The sequence below is a fragment of the Vibrio sp. La 4.2.2 genome (assembly GCF_027586995.1).
GTDB lineage: Bacteria > Pseudomonadota > Gammaproteobacteria > Enterobacterales > Vibrionaceae > Vibrio > Vibrio mediterranei.
The window spans coordinates 535,322-553,933 of the sequence record NZ_JAPPTJ010000004.1 but is presented as its reverse complement, the minus strand read 5'-3'; the positions used below and the strand labels follow the sequence as shown (position 1 = coordinate 553,933).

The following is an 18,612-nucleotide window of genomic DNA, read 5'->3' as shown; positions in this document are numbered from 1 at the left end:
GACGGAATTTATCGTGTTGCGGTAGTGACGTTTCTGAAAAATGAGGAGAATAGGGATGGTGGATTCTATCAACGTAGATGTAGTTGTACTCGGTGGTGGACCTGGAGGTTATACCGCAGCTTTTCGCGCGGCTGATCTTGGACTGTCTGTATGTCTAGTAGAGAAGCAAGATACTTTGGGTGGCGTGTGTGTAAACGTAGGCTGTATACCATCCAAAACCTTATTGCATGCAGCGGCGTTAATTGAACATGCCCAGCATGGAAAGCAAATGGGTATCGCATTTGGTACTCCAAGCATAGACATTGACGGTTTACGATCTCACAAAGAAAACACGATATCAGAGCTGACGAAAGGAATTGCTAACCTAGCAAAAGCTCGCAAGATAACACGCGTTCAAGGTGTTGGTCAGTTTACCTCACGCAATGCACTGTCAGTGGTTGGTGAATCAGAAACGCAAATCTTGTTTAAGCATGCCATCATCGCAACCGGATCACATTCAGTATCACTTCCTATCGCGCCTAATGATCCGAGGATTTGGGACTCTACCGACGCACTAGCGCTGACGACGATTCCTAACAAACTGCTGATCATTGGCGGCGGGATTATTGGTCTAGAAATGGCACAAGTGTATTCAGCATTGGGATCGCAGATCACTATTGTCGAGGCACAAGAGCAAGTGATTCCTGCAGCAGATAAAGACATTGTTCAACCTTTAGTTAAGTCGGTTAAGAAGCGCTATCAAATGTTGACCAAGACGTTGGTGACTGGCATTGAAGCGGGTACTGATGCTATCACGGTATCTTTTGACGGCAAGAAAGCACCAGAAAGCGAGTGTTTTGATGCTGTATTAGTGGCTGTTGGGCGCAGGCCAAACACGTCCAACTTAGGGTTGGATTTGCTAGGCATTGAGGTTGATAAACAGGGGCTTATTCCTGTGAATGACAAGATGCAAACCAGCGTCCCTAATATTTTTGCTATCGGTGACATCGTCAAAGGACCGATGTTGGCTCACAAAGCAACACACGAAGGCAAGGTGGCCTCAGAGGTTATCGCTGGTATGGATTCAACTTTTCATGCTGTAGCCATTCCATCGGTGGCATACACCAGTCCGGAGATCGCTTGGGTCGGTGTGACAGAGAAGGAAGCTAAGCAGCAAGGTATAGAATTCCAAACAGGCAAAGTGCCTTGGTTGGTCAGTGGTCGAGCTCAGAGTGTTGGGGCGACGAATGGCGTCACCAAAGCGCTTTTCTGTGCAGAAACAGGTACGCTTTTAGGTGCAGGGATTTGTGGAGAAAATGCTGGGGAACTCATTCACGAAGCAGCTGCGATGTTAGAGCTAGGGGGGCGTGCTAAAGATATCGCTCACACTGTTCATGCTCATCCTACATTAGCAGAAACCTTTGCCTTTGCTGCCGAATTGGTTGAAGGCTCTATGACCGATATGTTGCCTCCCCGCAAGAAATAACCAATATCGAACGTCTTGTTACCAAGAGATGATGCCCACTTGTTAAAGCAAGGGGGCATCATTGGAGAGTTGGTTGTTTTTAGTATTATCCTTGTGTCACTTGCAATACAATTTTCCCGATATGGCTTTTCTCTACAAATTCCCGTTGTGCCTGTTTGATATCTGATAATGCAAACACTTTCCCCACCAGTGGTTTTATTTGTGAGTGTTCGATTCGGCTGATTAGGTTTGGAAATACCTCATCTTCGAGCCCAGTACAGCCGAAAAAAGACAGATCTTTTAGATACAGTGTTCGAACGTCGAGTTCGACCATCGCGCCACCAATAGCACCCGAGACGGCATAGCGGCCTTTGGGTTGCATCACTTCAAGTAACTCTGGCCATTGAGGACCTGCAACGAGATCAACGACAACACTAACGCTGTTTCTACCCAATGTATCCACCAAGCTTTCACCACGTGATACCGTTTTATCGGCACCGATATCAAGTAAGGCTGATGCCTTCGATTCACTAGTTACTGCAATCACCTTAGCACCACGTGCTTTCGCCAACTGCACTGCAGCAGAACCCACACCGCCCGATGCGCCAGTGACTAAAACAGTATCATTAGCTGTGACTGATGCTCTGGTGAGCATGTTTTCTGCGGTTGAGTAAGAACACGGAAAAGAGGCGAGCTCAATGTCGCTGTAGCTTGAATTTACACTGTAAGCCTGGCGAGAATCCACTACGGTATATTCTGCAAAACCACCATCACACTCAGAGCCAAAGTACCAGAAGTGATCAAGGCGTTCTCCATCGGAGTACCGAAGGCAAGGATCAATGAGCACGCGTTCGCCAATTCGAGCATCGTCAATATGCTCTCCTACAGCGATAATATGACCACAAACGTCCGCACCTTGAATTCTTGGTAGAGAAAGAGCATTGCCAGACCAGCCTGCGTCTTCACTATCGTTATCGCCCTTGGAGTACCAGCCAATACGAGTGTTGATATCGGTGTTGTTTACGCCTGCGGCGCTGACTTTAATGAGAACTTCATTAGCGGCTGGTTTAGGAACCGCGATGTCTGATTTAACGACAAGTTGTTCTAAGTCACCGTGCCCAATGAGCTGAACGCCAGTCATAATTGAACTCATGTGTGGTTTCCTTTTTTAGTTGTTTGATGTTGTCGCTGTGAATAGTGCGTTGACTGCCGTTTTAGCTGCACTCACGGCAGCTTCTCCCAGGATAGGGTAAGCGGCCGTGATACCTTCATGAAGTACATATAACGCCTGACTTAGATCTTCACGACCACTTATCTGCGCCAACTGTTGAATTACCGCATGTTTATAGGTTTCAACAGCGGAGTGAATTTCTGCATTGTCAGGAAATGCCGCTAGAGCATTTGCAGAAAGACATCCTTTTGGTGCGTTCTGCCTCATCCAGTGACTAAGCGTATCAAACGCCGATAAGGTGGCAGCCAAGCCAGGAGCACTGTGGCAGCTTTCTAGTAACGATAGGTAACGTTGATGGCGATAATCCAGCGCGCCCACGACCATACTTTCTTTAGAAGGAAAATATTTATAAAGCGTTCGCATACTGACACCAGAAAGTGCTTTTAGCTCAGCAACACTCGGTTCTGCAAACCCTTTTTGCGCAAAAGCACGTTCCAGGTTCTCGGCTATTTGTTGTTGGGGCATCGTAAAACCTATGGGTAGAATGTTTGTACTACCTATAGGGTAGAATAATTGTTCTACACCTGTCAATTATTATCATGATTAACAAATAATGTTTATTTTTATAACAAACATGACTTTGGTTATAGAAAAATAAGGCTCGTGTTGATTTATCTTATCCGACCAGTTATCGTTTAACTAACAAGCTGTTAACATGAGGTGGTCGGCATGCATTTCGATGAATTATTAGAAAAAGCTAAGCAATGTGCTCAAACTGGAGAGCATATGGCCATTCCATCTTCGTGGGGTCAAGGCAGAACGGTGTTTGGTGGCTTATCTGCCTCTCTGTTGTATACCATCATGCAATCCCAAGTTAATGGTGAGCGTGTATTGCGTTCATTGAACACCAATTTTGTTGGTCCGCTGCTTGTCGATGTGCCTTTCACATTTGAAGTCGAAGTGTTACGTGAAGGAAAAAGCGTGTCTCAGATGAGTGCTCGATTGATTCAAAATGGTCAGGTTGCTGTTTTTCAGCAAGGGTGTTTTGGAGCAGATCGCGACTCGAATATTAGTGTTAACAACAACGATAACCACATCATGCCACTGCCGGATGAACTACCTAGATTTCCTGATGTGGATCAAGGTGCCCCTAATTATACCTCCCATATCGATCTTGCTTTGGCTAGAGGTCATCTGCCATTTACTGCAAGTAAAGACTCACATACTTGGGGTTGGATGCGATTCAAGCAAGCTCCAAAACAGATTACAGATGCACATCTTATTTGTTTGGTCGACGCATGGCCTCCAGGTGTACTGCAAATGATGTCAACGCCGGCGCCTGCCAGCAGCATGATGTGGAACTTGGAATTTATCCATCCTCACCAACCTGTTGAACCAGAAGATTGGTTTGCTTACCAATCTCATACTCGTCAGGCGGCTCAAGGGTACGCTCATGCTCAGGCCAATATATGGAACAATAGAGGTCAGTTGGTGGCAGTCAGTCGTCAGAGCATCGCAATCTTCGATTGATAACAAAAAGACATAACTAGGAGAGACACGCTCTCCTAGTGCTAAGAAATTATCTTTATGGCTTCAACGATAGCGTTTTGGTCATTCGAGGCTTTGGTTACTATATCCGCACAGTTTTTAAGTTTCTCGGTCGCATTATTTACCGCAATGCCAAGTCCTGCACACTGCAACATAGATACATCGTTGTCGTTATCGCCTATTGCCACAACATCTTCAAGCTTAATGCCTAACGAAGTGGCTAGGCGTGAAAGCATGGCGCCTTTACTATTGCCTTTTTTGTTAAAGCCAATCCGGTTAAACCAGGATTGTTCGTAGCTGAAATTTTCATAAATCAGCGGGTCAGAGATAAAGGCATCAATATCATTTGGACTACCTTCTGTTACGAACGTCCAGATATGCTTGCAATCGCTCAGCGCGCTCGCGAAATCAGTAACACGCTCTATTTTGGGCTGGATGTTTGGCTCGAGCGTGGTGCCCCATGACTCCAATTTTGAGATGTAATTAGCGGGATGTTGGTAACAAAGCAAGATTTTGTCGTCAGCATAAGCAATCAGATCGAGAGACTCAGACTGAGAAACAAAGTGCGCCACTCGCTGTTTGTCTATAGGCTCAGCAAAAGTGATCTGTTGGTTTTCGAACCGGTAGACATAAGAGCCATTGCAACAGATGGCCGGAGTGTTCAATTGCAGCAGTTGGTGATAATAGGCGACGGTGGTGTGGTGGCGACCTGTCGTTAAGATGATGTTTGTTTTTGCAGCTATGGAGCGGATTATTTGCTGGGTTTGGGTATCAATCTCCCCTTGTGAATTGAGTAGCGTTCCATCTAGATCAATGGCGATGAGCTTATACTTCATGTTGTACCTCAACTTGATGAGGTTGCAAACCAATCGCTGTTGCGGCATTGATTAGCGCGCTCATTGTCATGAACACGCGAGGGGTGAGATCGCGTCCTGTTTCTAAGAAGCTGTTGACTCCCCATTTTGAGCTCATAATCAGCAGATAGTAGCCCCTTGCCGTGCGAGGTTTAAGGGCTATTGCCCCTTCAATATCACCTCTTGCAAAATGATGTTTGAACTCCTTTAGCAGCATTCAGATGTTCCTTTCTTCAGATAAAAAAAGGGGCGAATATCGCCCCCGGTTCGCCTTATAGGAATGCTTTATATGGAAGCTCCGGCTCATTTTTGAAGATGTCTTTGAAGCCGCGGAAATGCTGGTAGTGCATGCGACCTTTATCTGTTGGATAGGTGTATTTACCACCGACTTGCCAGAAGAAAGGTGCAAAACTGTACTGCAGACGGTCTTTCTTCATATTCCAAAGTACTTCGATTTCTTTAGGATCGTTTTGGAAGTTAGCCCAAATATCGTGGTGGAACGGCATGACTACCTCACAGTCTAAAGATTCAGCTGCGCGAAGGATGTCAGATGACGTCATTTTATCGGTGACACCGCGAGGGTTTTCACCATAAGACAATAGGGCTACATCTATTTGGTACTCGTTACCGTGTGCTGCGTAGTAGTTTGAATAGTGTGAATCACCTGAGTGGTATACGCTACCGCCTGTGGTCTCAATCAAGTAGTTTACAGCGCGTTTATCCATACCATCTAGGATCTCTTTATCATACGAAGAAGTACCTTCTGGCAGAGTTACTAGAGCAGTGCGGTCAAATGAGTCCAAAACGCGAATCTTCATATCGCCCACTTCAAGAACGTCACCTACTTTTGCCACGATACAACGATCTTCTGGAACACCCCAGCCCATCCATAGGTCAACACACGCTTGTGGACCAATGAATTTTACATGATCGCCACAGTTCTGTAGTACCGCCGCTGCCACGTTAACATCGATATGATCGGCGTGATCGTGAGAGGCCATAACTGCGTCGATATCTTTGATCGCAAAGGGATCAAGTGGGAAAATTGCTGTACGTAAGTTTGGTTGAAGTGCTTCAACACCACCCATACGCATCATTTGGTGCTGGTTTTTCATGAACTGGTTCTTTTGTGTTTTTTTACCAGTACCACACCAGAAATCGATAGTAACGTTAGTATTGCCTTCACTCTTAAGCCAAATACCCGTACAGCCTAACCACCACATTGAAAATGTGTTTGGCTCTACGACAGTATTTTCAATCTCTTCATTTAGCCAAGTACCCCACTCAGGGAAAGTGCTTAAAATCCATGATTCACGAGTAATTTCATTTACGTTGCTCATAACAATACCTTTTATTTCAATAAATTGGTCAAATTTTGGATGTAGGGTGCCTAGCACCTCTTTTTGCAAAGAGGTACTTGGGTATTTTTTCTGGACTTAGTTAATTATTTACACGAGAAGCACTTCGGTGCCGTTACTTCTTATTGCTTCTATCACTTCAGGGTTGGCATCTTTGCCAGTAATCAAGATATCTATTTTGTCTGCTGGGCAGAAAAGCATGCCAGTGCGATTACCTATTTTCGAGCTATCTACCACAACAACGAGTTTGTCGATCTGTTCTACCATTTGCTGCTCAGATACTGCGGTTAACATATCCGCTTTGTACAAACCGTTTTCAGTGAGCCCTTTACCACTGGTAAACATCCAGTGGCCGGCGTATCCGCCTAAAGAGTTTGGTGACGGATTAAGAAATATGTTCTGTGCTTTGTTGTATTGCCCGCCAATAATGATGACATCTTCATGATCCTCATTAATTAAATAGCTGGCGAGTGGAAAATAGTTCGTCACTATTTGCACATCTTGCTGGCATAGCTCTTGTCCTAATAAGAAAGCTGTTGAACCACAGTTAATCACAACGCTATCGCCTGGTTGACACAAGGAGGCGGCTTTCACTGCAATGCGTGACTTTTCGTGGTAATGATCGGTGGTATCAATATTGAGCGGGCTCCAAGCCTTACGCTTAATCTCAATACGTTCTGCACCATTTCTTACTTTTTTTAATTTACCTAGCTCATCTAGTTTTGCGATATCACGTCTGGCGGTTGCAGGCGAAACATCGAAGTTCTCGATGATGTGAGCCACATTGATGACTCGCTTTTCATCAAGTAGAGACAAGATTCCATCATGTCTTTGTAATTCATTCATGGTTATCACCTTAATTTGTCATCAAGTGATTACTTGGTGATTATTTTTGATTTGTAATGATTCTATTTTGCTCAGGGCTGACTGTCAAATTCTCTCGCCCTAAAAGTGCTAAGTAAATCACTAAAAATAGTTAAGTTGTTGATATTAAACGGTTTGTTGTTTTTGTGTGTGATCGTGTTGGCAAAAATACAGTTTATAGAACGCGAAAATTGATAAAAATCAAAATAATCATAAATGAGCATTGAATGATTACTTATGATTGGTAATGTTTGTGTTGTGAGCAACTACTGAACAGAACATCAGTGAACGACACGGACAATCTCTGACCTACACATAAATATAAAACATTACCAAGGGGCAAGAATATGGAGTTTCTATACGACATCTTCTACATATTTTACAGTCAAGTAATGACCAAAGCGCCGCTGCTACTGGGTCTGGTAACTTGTATTGGTTACTGGCTACTCAGACGTGACGGCACCACCATCATCAAAGGTACAATCAAAACTATTGTCGGCTTTATGCTGGTACAAGTCGGGGCGGGAACCTTAGTCGCAGGTTTCAAACCCGTAATTGAAAAACTCTCTGAGTTCCACGGACTCACCGGTTCGGTCATTGACCCATACACATCAATGATGGCTACCATGGAGACGATGGGTGATAACTACTCATGGGTAGGCTATGCCGTTCTTTTAGCACTCGGCATCAACATTCTACTAGTTCTTTTCCGCCGCTATACCGGTATTCGCACCATCATGCTTACTGGACATATCATGTTTCAACAAGCGGGTTTGATCGCAGTATTCTACTTCGTGCTTGGCGCTAGTATGTGGGAAACGATCATCTATTCAGCAATTCTGATGGCGCTGTATTGGGGTATCTCCGCCAATATCATGTTTAAGCCAACAGAAGCCGTTACCGGTGGCGCTGGGTTCTCAATTGGTCACCAACAACAGGTTGCTTCTTGGATTGCTACCAAAGTGGCACCAAAACTGGGTGACAAAAATGATAGCGTTGACCAATTAGAACTACCTAAATGGTTGCACATATTCCACGATAGCATCGCGGCAACAGCGATCGTGATGACGGTTTTCTTCGGTATTATCCTTCTTTCATTTGGCCTCGATAACCTACAAACCATGGCTGGAAGCACGCACTGGACAATCTACATCCTTGAGACTGGTCTTAAGTTTGCGGTAGCGATTCAGGTTATTGTTGCCGGTGTTCGTATGTTTGTCGCTGAGCTGTCAGAAGCTTTCAAAGGTATTTCTGAGCGAGTAATTCCAAACGCGGTATTGGCAATTGACTGTGCGGCTATCTACGCATTCTCTCCAAACGCAATGGTATTTGGTTTCATGTGGGGTGCGATTGGGCAGTTCGTCGCGGTTCTTGCGATGTTAGCGTTTGATGCGCCAATCATGATCATTCCTGGATTCATTCCAATGTTCTTCTCTAACGCAACGATCGGTGTGTTTGCTAACCACTTTGGTGGCTGGAAAGCGGTAATGAAGATCTGTTTCGTAATGGGCATCATCGAAGTTGTGGGTTCGGCTTGGGCTATCCACTTATTCACCCAACAAGGCACTGAGTTCAGCGGCTGGATGGGTATGGCGGACTGGGCGTTAATTTTCCCACCAATCATGCAAGGTCTATCTGCATCTAACTTGTTCTTCTTCGTTCTTGTCGCGCTATCTGGTGTGTACATGTTCTACGCATCACGTGCATTGCGTGCAGAAGAAGATGCTCAAGGTACGGTAACGGTTACAGAAGAACCAGAAGTGATTGAAGCTGTAGCTAAAGCGGTAGAAGCCAGCGACGGTGTACGTCCAGTAAGCATCCTTGCTGTGTGCGGTAACGGTCAAGGTTCATCAATGATGATGAAGATGAAGATTGGTAAGTATCTTGAGAAGAAAGGCATACCCCACGTGATGGATTCATGTGCCGTGTCTGACTACAAATCGAAACTCGCATCTACCGACATCATCGTGTCATCTAAGCACCTTTCTGCTGAGATGGATCCAGGCGATGGCAAGTTTGTGCTGGGTGTACAAAACATGCTTAACCCAAATTCATTTGGTGATGAGCTACTCGACATCATAAACACCAACTTCGCAACACAAAAATAATAACGACACACCAAAAAGGGCCAGCGTAATGGCTGGCCCGATGAAGGAGATAAATCATGGCTCTGAAGCAATCCCTAATCGAAAACAACTCTATCAAATTGCACGCTCATGCGGGTGATTGGCGTGAAGCGATTACCATTGGTACCGACATGCTTATTGCCTCTGGCGCTATCAAGCCCTCTTACCATGAGGCCATCATCAGTAGTGTAGAAAAATTAGGTCCTTACATCTGTATCGCTCCGAATCTTGCACTTCCTCATGCGAGACCAGAAGACGGTGTGATTAAAACCGCGTTTGCACTAGTGACTCTGAACACGCCAGTCTATTTCGAAGGTGAAGATGAGCCTGTCGATGTGTTGATTACTTTAGCGGGTAGTTCGTCTGATGAGCATATGGAAGGCTTAATGGAAGTTACCCAGGTACTCGATGATGAAGACAGTGAAACGGGCGTTGATCTCGATAAATTGCGCCGCTGCCAATCAAAAGAAGACATCTACCGCGTTATCGATGAAGCCTTAGCCGCTGAGATGGCTTAACGGAGGCGTTATGTATCAAGCACTAAAACAACGAGTTCTCGCTGCCAATCTCGCATTACCAAAATATGGACTAGTGACGTTTACTTGGGGCAATGTCTCTGAAATTGACCGCGAACGTGGCGTCATTGCGATTAAACCATCTGGCGTTGAATACGATGACATGAAGGTGGATGACATCGTAGTGATTGATCTTGATGGCAACCGAGTGGAAGGGTCGCTCAATCCATCCAGTGATACCGATACGCATGTTGAACTCTATAAAGCGTTTCCGGAAATTGGTGGCATCGTTCATACCCACTCACGCAGCGCTACTATTTGGGCTCAAGCGGGCATTGATATCCCGTCACTGGGCACGACCCATGCAGACTATTTTTACGGCGACATTCCTTGTACGCGTAAGCTAACTAAAGCGGAGATCGCAGGGGAGTACGAGCGCAATACTGGTTTGGTGATAGTGGAGGAATTTAACCAACGCAATATCAAACCGATGTCGATTCCAAGTGTGATTGTAGCTGGACACGCGCCATTTTCTTGGGGCAAAGATGGTCACGATGCGGTTCACAACGCTGTCGTGCTTGAAGAAATCTCGGCGATGGCATTAGCGACACGTTCTCTCAATAGCGGTATCAAGATTCAACCAGAACTGTCAGACAAGCATTACTTGCGTAAGCATGGTGAGAACGCCTATTACGGCCAGAGGTAAGCCTATGTATAAAGTACTAGCTCTTGATTTAGATGGCACGGTATTAACGGATGACCACACGATTCACCCGGAGGTGAAATCTGCTATCCACATGGCTCGAACGCAATGTCATGTCGTCATTGTTACTGGCCGACATCATACCGCAGCAAAGCCATTCTACGATGAGCTAGAGCTGACGACGCCAATCATATGTTGCAACGGTACCTATGTGTATGACTACCAACGAGATGAGGTAGTAGAGCATAACGCTATCGATAAAGACAATGCGTTGAAGTTCATTGAACTAGCCACTGAATTTCAAATGAAAATGGTGATGTACGTAACTCATGAGATGACGTATAGCCGAGCCAATCCTATTGCTTATATGCAAGCGCTGGAGTCTTGGGCAATGCAATTTCCGAAGCAGCATCAGCCACAAATACGCAAGATAGATTCGTTCAGCCAATTGGCACAACAGACTGATTATGTGTGGAAATTTGTGGTGGAGGGCGCGCCGAGTTCGGTTCAGCGTCTCTCAGAACACTCTTGGATAAAGCGCAATTTTAATGGTGAGCGCTCTTGGTCCAATCGTATTGATTTTGCCGCTCAAGGGAATAGCAAAGGTAAACGATTGGCTGATTATGTCAAAGGACTTGGCTACGAAGCACATCATGTCATTGCTGCTGGTGACAACCACAATGACATTTCCATGCTTGAGTATGCCGGGCTTGGCATCGCCATGAAAAATGCCGATGAGATGGTAAAACAAAGCGCCAAAATCACCTGCAAAACGAATAACAACGAAGACGGCCTTGCCCGTTTAATACGTGAAAAAATTAAAGGATAAGTAAGATGACTAAACCAATGATTCAAATCGCTCTAGATCAAACCAATCTATCTGCAGCGATTGAAGTAGCAAACAATGTAGAGAGCTTTGTGGATGTGATTGAAGTAGGCACCATTCTCGCGTTTGCAGAAGGAATGAATGCAGTAAAAACACTAAGAGCGAACCACCCTGAGCATGTACTTGTTTGCGACATGAAAACTACTGATGGTGGTGCAATTCTTTCTAAAATGGCATTTGAAGCTGGTGCAGACTGGATCACGGTGTCAGCTGCCGCTCATATTGCAACCATAGGCGCATGTAAGAAAGTTGCTGATGAGTTTAACGGTGAAATTCAAATTGAAATTTACGGCAACTGGACCATGGAAGATGCACAAGCTTGGGTGGATCTAGGTATCAAGCAAGCCATCTATCATCGTTCTCGCGATGCAGAACTTGCGGGTGTGGGTTGGACTGAAGAAGACTTAGTTAAAATGCGTCAATTGTCGGACTTAGGCATCGAGCTATCCATTACAGGTGGTATCGTGCCAGAAGATTTGTACTTATTTGAAGGCATTAAGGCAAAAACGTTTATCGCAGGTCGTGCACTCGCGGGCGAGAACGGAAAAGCGACCGCAGAAGCACTGCGTGCGCAAATTGACCGTTTCTGGAACTAAGGAGCCACTATGTTTCAGATGCTAGATAGACCGCGGATGGGACTGTATGAAAAGGCGTTGCCTAATGAACTGTCGTGGGAAGAAAAACTGCAACAAACCAAGCTGCTCGGTTTTGATTTCTTAGAAATCTCCGTCGATGAATCGGATGAAAGAAGAAGCCGCTTAGATTGGGATGACGAGACCATTTACGATCTGAAAAGGTTATGCGAACGCTACGAGATCCCTTTGCAATCAATGTGTCTTAGTGCTCACCGCAAGTACCCTTATGGCTCTTTGGATCCACAAGTACGTCAACAAGCACACCTACATATGGAAAAAGCGATTACGTTGGCGTTTAAATTGGGTATCCGAACCATCCAGCTCGCGGGCTATGATGTTTATTATGAGCCTGCTAACCAAGAGACGCATCAGAACTTTATCCAAGGGATGAAGCAAGCTGCAAAAATGGCAGAGCGAGCTGGTGTGATGCTAGCGGTCGAGATAATGGATACCTGTTACCTCAACTCATTAAGCAAATTTGAAGTGCTTAATCGTGAAGTAAACTCGCCATTTTTCACAGCCTATCCTGACGTGGGTAACATCTCAGGTTGGAATTATGACGTATCGACGGAACTGGCCTTGAGTATGCCGCACATTGTGCAAATTCACCTTAAAGACACTTATAAAGTTACCAACGATTACCAAGGTCAGTTTAGGGATTTGGTGATTGGTGATGGTGAAGTGGATTTTGAGGCAATTTTCGAGACACTTAAACGTACCGATTGTGTCGTACCAATGGTGATTGAAATGTGGGCGCAAGATGATAACTGGCGCGAAAATATTGAGATAGCCAAGCAACGATTAAACCAAGTTTGTCAGAGCGTGGAGGTACCTCTGCTGTTCAGCTAGTTGGCAAACATTGGTTAATATGAGCTCCTGAAGTAAGACGCAGCGATTTCCCTCCAAGCTGCGTCTTTTTTCATCTATTGACATCCCTCGTTGATTACCTCAGAGTTAGCCCTCCATTTTCGACACTAAGCCTGCTATGAAACTTCTGCATCTCCAATTATTTTGGCATCAAACACAGAATACGTTGCTAGAAATGGAAGATCTTCCAGTTTTGACTGAGCAACAGCAGCGAGATTTCAAACTGTGGATGAAAAAACGTAGGAAAATCCTAAGCTTTGAAGTACATCAACAATCATGGGTCAAGGTTAACCAAGATGGCTTTAGTTCGCTTATTGAGCTACGTCCTAATGGTAGTTCAGTTGAGCGTGATATGTTTGGCGGCCGGTCGTTATCGGGTTTGTGGAAAGTCATTGATGGGTTACTGTTTATTAAAGTGATCAGTGGCGAGTTCATCGTTGAATATCAAATCGCAGGTAGTTCTGAGCAGAATATTCACGATGGTGTAGAGTACATAAACGGTAAGGTCAGTACTTACAGTAAATTTGTTCAAGTCAAAGCATAGTAAAGAACGTTGTGAATTATTGCTCCTGCTCCCAACGAAATACTATATCTTCTAGCCCTTCTTCGTTATCGCTATTACCTTCGTGTTCGGTAAATCCAAGTCGACGATAAAACTCGATCGCGTTGTGATTGATTTGAAATGTTCTCAGTGATAACTCCCCTCCGCTGCGAGCTTGTGCTTCTTCGACTAACAAACGTCCAATGCCTTTTCTCTGAAACTCAGGTGCGACATACAGTTGGTTAATTTCATTCCGATCAATTGCCATAAACGCTACGGGTTGTTTCGATTCTAGAGTGAGTACCACCCAGATGTCATGACTGTGCGGCAAAATATTGGTTAAAAAATACAACTGAGATTCAACAGAATGAATAGGCTCTATGCCTAACGCCTGCACGAAAGCACGGCGCCAAAGCGTCACGATTTGCTTAGCGTGCTTAGGTTCGAAGCGCTCTAAAGTGAACGGCGGTTCATGCATCACACAACCTTTATTCTGCTTTACACTGTAAAAACGATGTCTACAGTGTAGCGCAAAATTTCTTTTGACCTGTCTACATGTGTAGGGTTTAAGGTTCTGCCCCTTGAACTTCATTGTGAGGCTGCTATTCTTTGCCGCCCTTTTTCTTATGTTGAGGTAACCCATGGCCATTGGTTTTGACTACGGAACCGCGAACTGTTCTGTCGCTCATCTTGTAAATAACGCCATCGAGCAGATCCCACTGGTGGGTGATAACTGTTATATCCCCTCAACGCTTTGTGCTCCGACGGCTGAAACTGTGTCTGAGTACTTGTTTCGTTGCTTGGATATTCGACCTTCCAACGAAGTAGGTGAAGCCGTGCTTCGACGTGCGGTAAAGCTCAATCGAGAAGAAGGGATTGAAGTGATTCCTACGGATGTACTGTTTGGTGAAGCAGCGCTGGATCTGTACCTCGAAGACCCTAAAGACGTCTATTACATTAAGTCGCCGAAATCTTTCTTGGGCGCGATGGGGCTTCGAGATATGCAGCTATCATTTTTTGAAGATTTGGTTTGCGCCATGATGAGCAATGTAAAACGTCAGGCGGAATTGCACTTGGGACAAAGCATCAGCCAAACGGTTATTGGTAGGCCTGTTAACTTTTTAGGTCGTGGCGGTGATGCCTCTAACCGTCAGGCGGAAGGTATTTTATCGCGAGCGGCAACGCGTGCGGGCTTTAAAGATGTCGAGTTTCAGTTTGAACCTGTAGCGGCAGGGCTTGAGTACGAGTCATCGTTAACTGAAGATAAAAATGTGCTGGTGGTCGATATCGGTGGTGGTACGACGGACTGCTCATTTATTCAAATGGGACCAAGTTGGGTGGGGAAAGCAGATAGAGACTCTTCACTCATCGCCCATACCGGCCAACTTGTAGGCGGAAACGATCTGGACATTTACATCGCATTTCGCCGCTTTATGCATGCATTCGGAATGGGGACTAAGCGCCACTCAGGGTTAGACATTCCTGTGACGCAATTTTGGAACCCTATAGCGATTAATGATGTTCAAGCTCAACGTAAATTCTACGCTCATGACAATCTAAAAGAGCTACAACTTCTTGCTAAAGAAGCCATTGAACAAGACAAAGTATCGAGACTGGTCACACTGCACAAAGACACGTTAGGTTATGCCGTTATTCGCGAAGCTGAGAAAGCAAAAATCGCACTTGAATCTTCAGCAGAATATCGCGCTATGATTGATTTGTTCTCTGAACAAGTTGGCATTGATATCAGCCATGCTCAAATGGCAGAAGCCATTGATAACCCGACCAGAAAAATCCAGGCGTTAGTCAAAGAAGCAGTAGAGCAATCTGCGACCTCACCTGATGTCATTTATATGACTGGCGGATCAGCACGCTCTTCAGTATTACGCAATGCGGTTCAAGAAGTGCTACCTAATATCCCTGTAGTATCTGGCAACTACTTTGGTTCGGTAACGGCAGGGTTAGCGCGTTGGGCGGACGTGTGTTTTAAATAGTGTGTGTTTTAGATTGAATAAAATAAGCCCAGAGCTTAGCTCTGGGCTTATGTGTCTATTTGGTTGGCATCGGAAGTATTTCAAACATTCCGTCAAATTCGTCCAAGGTGGCAGCAAGTTTGCCGATTAACTCGCCATCCCCTTTGATTCCTGCTTGTCCCGACTTCAACAAAGCTTCTAATGTCGTTTGACCCAATGCAATTCGTGTTAAATCTGCTTTGTGTACGATGAGCTCAACATCAGTTTTCGGTAGAGTGTCCACTTCGATGTTACTCATGTTGGCATTAGACACTTCACCGTAGTAACGCTCTGCCACATCTGGGTGATATAAACCGAAACTAAAGTCCAATTCAGCTTGTTCTGCTTTTTCTGCGTTGAGTTTAACTGCAATAAAATCAAGGAACATGCCTGTAGGAGTATTAGCAATTACGTCAGCTGATGCCAGCTTGATTGAAGGTGATATCTCGCCAGTTCTTAACTCCACTGCACCTTGTAAGTAGGAATTACGCCATGCCATAGTTTCTGATTGGTAGCCTTGTTGTTCAAAGCTGTCTGCTAGTGCAAAGCGATAGTCAATGTTATTCGGGTCACACTGCACTAAGTCATTGAGTAGTTGGGACGCCTCTTGATACTGACCATTGTTGAAATGTGCCAGTCCTGCTTGATAGAGAGTGTCTGCACCTGCTGCTTCTACGTAAACACAAGATTTCTCTTTAGATTTTAGTGGGTTGGTATTTACGGGGTTCATATCATGATAACCAAGATATAAGTTCACAACAGCTCGCGCGTTGTGGCTATAAGAGCCATGATACCCATTGGTGTGCCAGGTTTGCTTTTGTGATTCTGGTACTAGGCGTTCAATTTCTCTGCCCACATCATGGATGGTGACGCCGTGGTTAGCAAGACGCATTGCTTGGTTGTGGATGAAACCATAGTTGTCGCGTTGCAACGCCATATAAGCGGAAATCTCGTTACCTTCCGTGTTTGGATCGTTCCAAACCGGAGCTGAGTGCGCGGCGTGAATGTTATCGACTAAGCCAGAATCAACATAGCGTAGCTTCAGCTCGGTTAAATACTTAGTCCAAACCAAGGAATCACGTACTTTTGCACCGCGGAAGGTGTAGATATTGTGCATACCATCATAGGTTAGCTCTGCGGTATTAAGGGAGCGATACTGCGGAACATATAAGACGATTTCAGCTGGTGCCTCCGCGCCCGGCATATTGATAGCGTGGAATTCTAGGCCGTCAATGGTAATAACTTTTTCGCGTTCTTGGATTTCTGTTGTTGGAGCTACTAAGGTCACTTCACCGCGCGATGTGCCAAGACCTAACGCGTTATCAACGATTCCTTTCGCATCGTTCAACAGTGTCGTACCGTATTGGTAATTTGCTCTGCGTCCCATCGCTGTGCCGGCGATGACATTCTCATCTGCTAGCTCTTTGATAAAGTCTTTTGGCGCATAAATCTTTGCATTGTCAGCAAAATCTCCAGATTCAACAATGCCTCTTGAGCCACCAAAGTGGTCAGCGTGCATGTGCGAATAGATCATGCCGGTGATTTTGTGCTCGCCATTGATCTTTGGAAGGTGTTGCTTGGCAAAGTCCCAAGATGCTTCAGCGGCTTCGCGTGATAGCAATGGATCATGAATAACGTAGCCGTTGTCAGTGCGATAGATGGTCATATTAGACAGGTCGGCACCACGAATTTGGTAAATGCCATCGGTCACTTCGTACAGTCCACCAGCAGCGTAGTTCAACATACCTTGGCGCCAGATCGATGGATTTACCGTCGGTGGGATGTCTTCGACTGACATTTCAGCCATAAATTCGAAGCGATTTTTCAGCTCACCTGCAGCATGATTACCAAATTCAGCAATCAGCCCCTTTTGCGTGCGTTCAAAAGCAGAAGTATCTTCCCAAGGAAGAGTGGCGGCTAACGCTTGGTTAGCTTCAATAGTATGACTAGTCGCAGGTTTGCCTTGATAGTCTTCTAGGCCAACGTAATCAGCACTAGCGTTGAATGATGCAAGAATCGCAATGGTGATAGTAGATGGCACAAGTTTGCGGTACATAATTGACCTCACACGGTTAGAACAGGAATTAAGGTCAATATAGCGGCTTGACTCATTACTAAATATGCAATTTAATTTAGTTAATACATAACTAATGGTGATGTTTATGAATGCCTCTGATTTTGATCTTAACCTGATGCGCGTATTCGTGACCGTATATCGTTATCAGTCGATAACTGTGGCGGCAGAGGTACTTAACTTGACCCAACCTGGTGTCAGTGGGGCTTTAAAGCGACTTCAAGCTCAACTCGGTGAGCAGCTTTTTGTTCGTGATGGTCGAGGCATTGCGCCGACGCATTTAGCTCACGAATTAGCTCGCCATATTGAGCCAGCTCTGGAAACCATAGAGAGCACCATTGATGGTGTTAAAGATTTCAGTGTGCAAGGAAAAAGGCGTTTTGCCGTTTACACGTCAGAACCAGTGATGCTGATGCTATTACCGAAAATTGAAGCGGATGAAACCTTGGGAGAACGTGAGATCGTACTTCATCCTACCTTAGCGACCGAAGAGGAGCTGCTCGATAAGCTCAATTTACGTCAAGCAGACCTAGCGATAGACTTTGCCAAACGTACACCTTCGCTGTGTTTTTCACAACCGTTCTTTACTGACCAAATCTGTTTGATCGCCAGCAAATCACATCCACGAATCAGCGGCAATATCACGGTTGAGCAGTACTATCAGGAGAAGCACATCACTCTTAAGCTCAGACGAGAAAACGCCTTCTTAGCGGACTATTTTACTGAGGAGAATATTAGAGGGAGAAAGGTAGCTGCAGAAAGCGATTCTCTTTTGGTGTTGATGGCATTAGTGGCAAGTAGTGAGAGCATTGGAATGATGAGCCGTAGCGTGGCTACTTTGTTTGCGGAGCGTTTTGATATTCAGATTATCGAAGCACCGTTTCGCCCGATCCCTGTCGACTTTAAGTTGGTCGCTCATAGTCGAGAGCAGAGCAGCAAAGCCAATATATGGCTTCGGGAAAAGCTGATCTCCTACCTGTCTGAGCTAAACCTCGGTCACTGAGAGTCGACAAA

Annotated in this window: 19 protein-coding genes; 11 read left to right on the top strand and 8 right to left on the bottom strand. The window is 45.2% G+C overall.

Translation table 11 applies throughout. The features are described from left to right. Window positions 1–55 precede the first annotated feature (55 nt). Window positions 56–1,465, top strand: a complete 1,410-nt coding sequence (lpdA, locus tag OH456_RS11880; RefSeq protein ID WP_198559315.1) for a dihydrolipoyl dehydrogenase — start codon at window positions 56–58, stop codon at window positions 1,463–1,465. Between the two features lie 85 nt (window positions 1,466–1,550). Here the strand turns inward: lpdA and OH456_RS11875 are convergent, their stop codons facing one another. Both OH456_RS11875 and OH456_RS11870 read right to left on the bottom strand, forming a co-directional pair. Continuing rightward, window positions 1,551–2,597 (bottom strand): alcohol dehydrogenase family protein, encoded by a 1,047-nt coding sequence (locus OH456_RS11875; RefSeq protein ID WP_031495215.1) that lies wholly within the window; start codon window positions 2,595–2,597, stop codon window positions 1,551–1,553. 15 nt (window positions 2,598–2,612) lie between these two features. Next, window positions 2,613–3,140 carry a TetR/AcrR family transcriptional regulator gene (locus tag OH456_RS11870; RefSeq protein WP_006069727.1) on the bottom strand — a complete coding sequence of 176 codons (528 nt, stop codon included), beginning with the start codon at window positions 3,138–3,140 and terminating at the stop codon, window positions 2,613–2,615. A gap of 204 nt (window positions 3,141–3,344) precedes the next feature. On the opposite strand from OH456_RS11870, the gene OH456_RS11865 reads away from it, so the two are divergent. Next, window positions 3,345–4,145, top strand: coding sequence for an acyl-CoA thioesterase (locus OH456_RS11865; protein WP_270033521.1), 801 nt, complete (start codon window positions 3,345–3,347; stop codon window positions 4,143–4,145). Between the two features lie 41 nt (window positions 4,146–4,186). On the opposite strand, the gene OH456_RS11860 is transcribed toward OH456_RS11865, so the two are convergent. From OH456_RS11860 to ulaR, 4 genes are all read right to left on the bottom strand, one after another. Beyond that, window positions 4,187–4,999, bottom strand: coding sequence for a Cof-type HAD-IIB family hydrolase (locus OH456_RS11860; protein ID WP_270033520.1), 813 nt, complete (start codon window positions 4,997–4,999; stop codon window positions 4,187–4,189). Continuing rightward, window positions 4,989–5,234, bottom strand: coding sequence for a hypothetical protein (locus tag OH456_RS11855; protein WP_006069730.1), 246 nt, complete (start codon window positions 5,232–5,234; stop codon window positions 4,989–4,991). Before OH456_RS11855 ends, OH456_RS11860 begins: the two co-directional genes overlap by 11 nt. Before the next feature lie 55 nt (window positions 5,235–5,289). Continuing rightward, window positions 5,290–6,357, bottom strand: a complete 1,068-nt coding sequence (gene ulaG, locus OH456_RS11850; RefSeq protein ID WP_006069731.1) for an L-ascorbate 6-phosphate lactonase — start codon at window positions 6,355–6,357, stop codon at window positions 5,290–5,292. Between the two features lie 108 nt (window positions 6,358–6,465). Further along, complete coding sequence (ulaR, locus tag OH456_RS11845; RefSeq protein ID WP_006069732.1) at window positions 6,466–7,221, bottom strand: HTH-type transcriptional regulator UlaR; 756 nt, start codon at window positions 7,219–7,221, stop codon at window positions 6,466–6,468. A 365-nt stretch (window positions 7,222–7,586) separates the two neighbouring features. Here ulaR and OH456_RS11840 point away from each other — a divergent pair, with 365 nt between their 5' ends. The 7 genes from OH456_RS11840 (at window position 7,587) to OH456_RS11810 (ending at window position 13,515) form a co-directional block, all read left to right on the top strand. Continuing rightward, window positions 7,587–9,347 carry a PTS ascorbate-specific subunit IIBC gene (locus OH456_RS11840; protein WP_006069733.1) on the top strand — a complete coding sequence of 587 codons (1,761 nt, stop codon included), beginning with the start codon at window positions 7,587–7,589 and terminating at the stop codon, window positions 9,345–9,347. Window positions 9,348–9,403: 56 nt separating this feature from the next. Beyond that, entirely contained in the window at window positions 9,404–9,883 is a 480-nt protein-coding gene (locus OH456_RS11835; protein WP_006069734.1) for a PTS sugar transporter subunit IIA, read from the top strand. 10 nt (window positions 9,884–9,893) lie between these two features. Beyond that, window positions 9,894–10,586 (top strand): L-ribulose-5-phosphate 4-epimerase, encoded by a 693-nt coding sequence (locus OH456_RS11830; protein ID WP_006069735.1) that lies wholly within the window; start codon window positions 9,894–9,896, stop codon window positions 10,584–10,586. Between the two features lie 4 nt (window positions 10,587–10,590). Then, complete coding sequence (locus tag OH456_RS11825) at window positions 10,591–11,412, top strand: Cof-type HAD-IIB family hydrolase (protein ID WP_006069736.1); 822 nt, start codon at window positions 10,591–10,593, stop codon at window positions 11,410–11,412. Window positions 11,413–11,417: 5 nt separating this feature from the next. Continuing rightward, window positions 11,418–12,065: a 3-keto-L-gulonate-6-phosphate decarboxylase UlaD gene (locus OH456_RS11820; RefSeq protein ID WP_006069737.1), complete on the top strand. Its 648-nt coding sequence runs from the start codon at window positions 11,418–11,420 to the stop codon at window positions 12,063–12,065. Window positions 12,066–12,074: 9 nt separating this feature from the next. Next, window positions 12,075–12,953 carry an L-ribulose-5-phosphate 3-epimerase gene (locus tag OH456_RS11815; RefSeq protein WP_198559312.1) on the top strand — a complete coding sequence of 293 codons (879 nt, stop codon included), beginning with the start codon at window positions 12,075–12,077 and terminating at the stop codon, window positions 12,951–12,953. Window positions 12,954–13,089: 136 nt separating this feature from the next. Beyond that, window positions 13,090–13,515: a hypothetical protein gene (locus OH456_RS11810; RefSeq protein WP_270033519.1), complete on the top strand. Its 426-nt coding sequence runs from the start codon at window positions 13,090–13,092 to the stop codon at window positions 13,513–13,515. 16 nt (window positions 13,516–13,531) lie between these two features. Here the strand turns inward: OH456_RS11810 and OH456_RS11805 are convergent, their stop codons facing one another. Continuing rightward, window positions 13,532–13,990 (bottom strand): GNAT family N-acetyltransferase, encoded by a 459-nt coding sequence (locus tag OH456_RS11805; protein WP_096443582.1) that lies wholly within the window; start codon window positions 13,988–13,990, stop codon window positions 13,532–13,534. A gap of 163 nt (window positions 13,991–14,153) precedes the next feature. Between OH456_RS11805 and yegD the strand changes: the two genes are divergently transcribed. Further along, window positions 14,154–15,506: a molecular chaperone gene (gene yegD / locus OH456_RS11800; RefSeq protein ID WP_006069741.1), complete on the top strand. Its 1,353-nt coding sequence runs from the start codon at window positions 14,154–14,156 to the stop codon at window positions 15,504–15,506. Window positions 15,507–15,561: 55 nt separating this feature from the next. On the opposite strand, the gene OH456_RS11795 is transcribed toward yegD, so the two are convergent. Beyond that, window positions 15,562–17,580 carry an alkyl/aryl-sulfatase gene (locus tag OH456_RS11795; protein WP_006069742.1) on the bottom strand — a complete coding sequence of 673 codons (2,019 nt, stop codon included), beginning with the start codon at window positions 17,578–17,580 and terminating at the stop codon, window positions 15,562–15,564. A 106-nt stretch (window positions 17,581–17,686) separates the two neighbouring features. Between OH456_RS11795 and OH456_RS11790 the strand changes: the two genes are divergently transcribed. Continuing rightward, window positions 17,687–18,601 carry a LysR family transcriptional regulator gene (locus OH456_RS11790; RefSeq protein ID WP_270033518.1) on the top strand — a complete coding sequence of 305 codons (915 nt, stop codon included), beginning with the start codon at window positions 17,687–17,689 and terminating at the stop codon, window positions 18,599–18,601. Window positions 18,602–18,612 lie beyond the last annotated feature (11 nt).

Bases quoted from the DNA above. Each gene is read 5' to 3' on its own strand.
- OH456_RS11875 (WP_031495215.1), bottom strand. From the start codon at position 2,597: ATGAGTTCAATTATGACTGGCGTTCAGCTCATTGGGCACGGTGACTTA.
- lpdA (WP_198559315.1), top strand. From the start codon at position 56: ATGGTGGATTCTATCAACGTAGATGTAGTTGTACTCGGTGGTGGACCT.
- OH456_RS11815 (WP_198559312.1), top strand. From the start codon at position 12,075: ATGTTTCAGATGCTAGATAGACCGCGGATGGGACTGTATGAAAAGGCG.
- OH456_RS11805 (WP_096443582.1), bottom strand. From the start codon at position 13,990: ATGCATGAACCGCCGTTCACTTTAGAGCGCTTCGAACCTAAGCACGCT.
- OH456_RS11830 (WP_006069735.1), top strand. From the start codon at position 9,894: ATGTATCAAGCACTAAAACAACGAGTTCTCGCTGCCAATCTCGCATTA.
- OH456_RS11825 (WP_006069736.1), top strand. From the start codon at position 10,591: ATGTATAAAGTACTAGCTCTTGATTTAGATGGCACGGTATTAACGGAT.
- yegD (WP_006069741.1), top strand. From the start codon at position 14,154: ATGGCCATTGGTTTTGACTACGGAACCGCGAACTGTTCTGTCGCTCAT.
- OH456_RS11865 (WP_270033521.1), top strand. From the start codon at position 3,345: ATGCATTTCGATGAATTATTAGAAAAAGCTAAGCAATGTGCTCAAACT.
- ulaR (WP_006069732.1), bottom strand. From the start codon at position 7,221: ATGAATGAATTACAAAGACATGATGGAATCTTGTCTCTACTTGATGAA.
- OH456_RS11790 (WP_270033518.1), top strand. From the start codon at position 17,687: ATGAATGCCTCTGATTTTGATCTTAACCTGATGCGCGTATTCGTGACC.
- OH456_RS11855 (WP_006069730.1), bottom strand. From the start codon at position 5,234: ATGCTGCTAAAGGAGTTCAAACATCATTTTGCAAGAGGTGATATTGAA.
- OH456_RS11795 (WP_006069742.1), bottom strand. From the start codon at position 17,580: ATGTACCGCAAACTTGTGCCATCTACTATCACCATTGCGATTCTTGCA.
- ulaG (WP_006069731.1), bottom strand. From the start codon at position 6,357: ATGAGCAACGTAAATGAAATTACTCGTGAATCATGGATTTTAAGCACT.
- OH456_RS11835 (WP_006069734.1), top strand. From the start codon at position 9,404: ATGGCTCTGAAGCAATCCCTAATCGAAAACAACTCTATCAAATTGCAC.
- OH456_RS11810 (WP_270033519.1), top strand. From the start codon at position 13,090: ATGAAACTTCTGCATCTCCAATTATTTTGGCATCAAACACAGAATACG.
- OH456_RS11860 (WP_270033520.1), bottom strand. From the start codon at position 4,999: ATGAAGTATAAGCTCATCGCCATTGATCTAGATGGAACGCTACTCAAT.
- OH456_RS11840 (WP_006069733.1), top strand. From the start codon at position 7,587: ATGGAGTTTCTATACGACATCTTCTACATATTTTACAGTCAAGTAATG.
- OH456_RS11820 (WP_006069737.1), top strand. From the start codon at position 11,418: ATGACTAAACCAATGATTCAAATCGCTCTAGATCAAACCAATCTATCT.
- OH456_RS11870 (WP_006069727.1), bottom strand. From the start codon at position 3,140: ATGCCCCAACAACAAATAGCCGAGAACCTGGAACGTGCTTTTGCGCAA.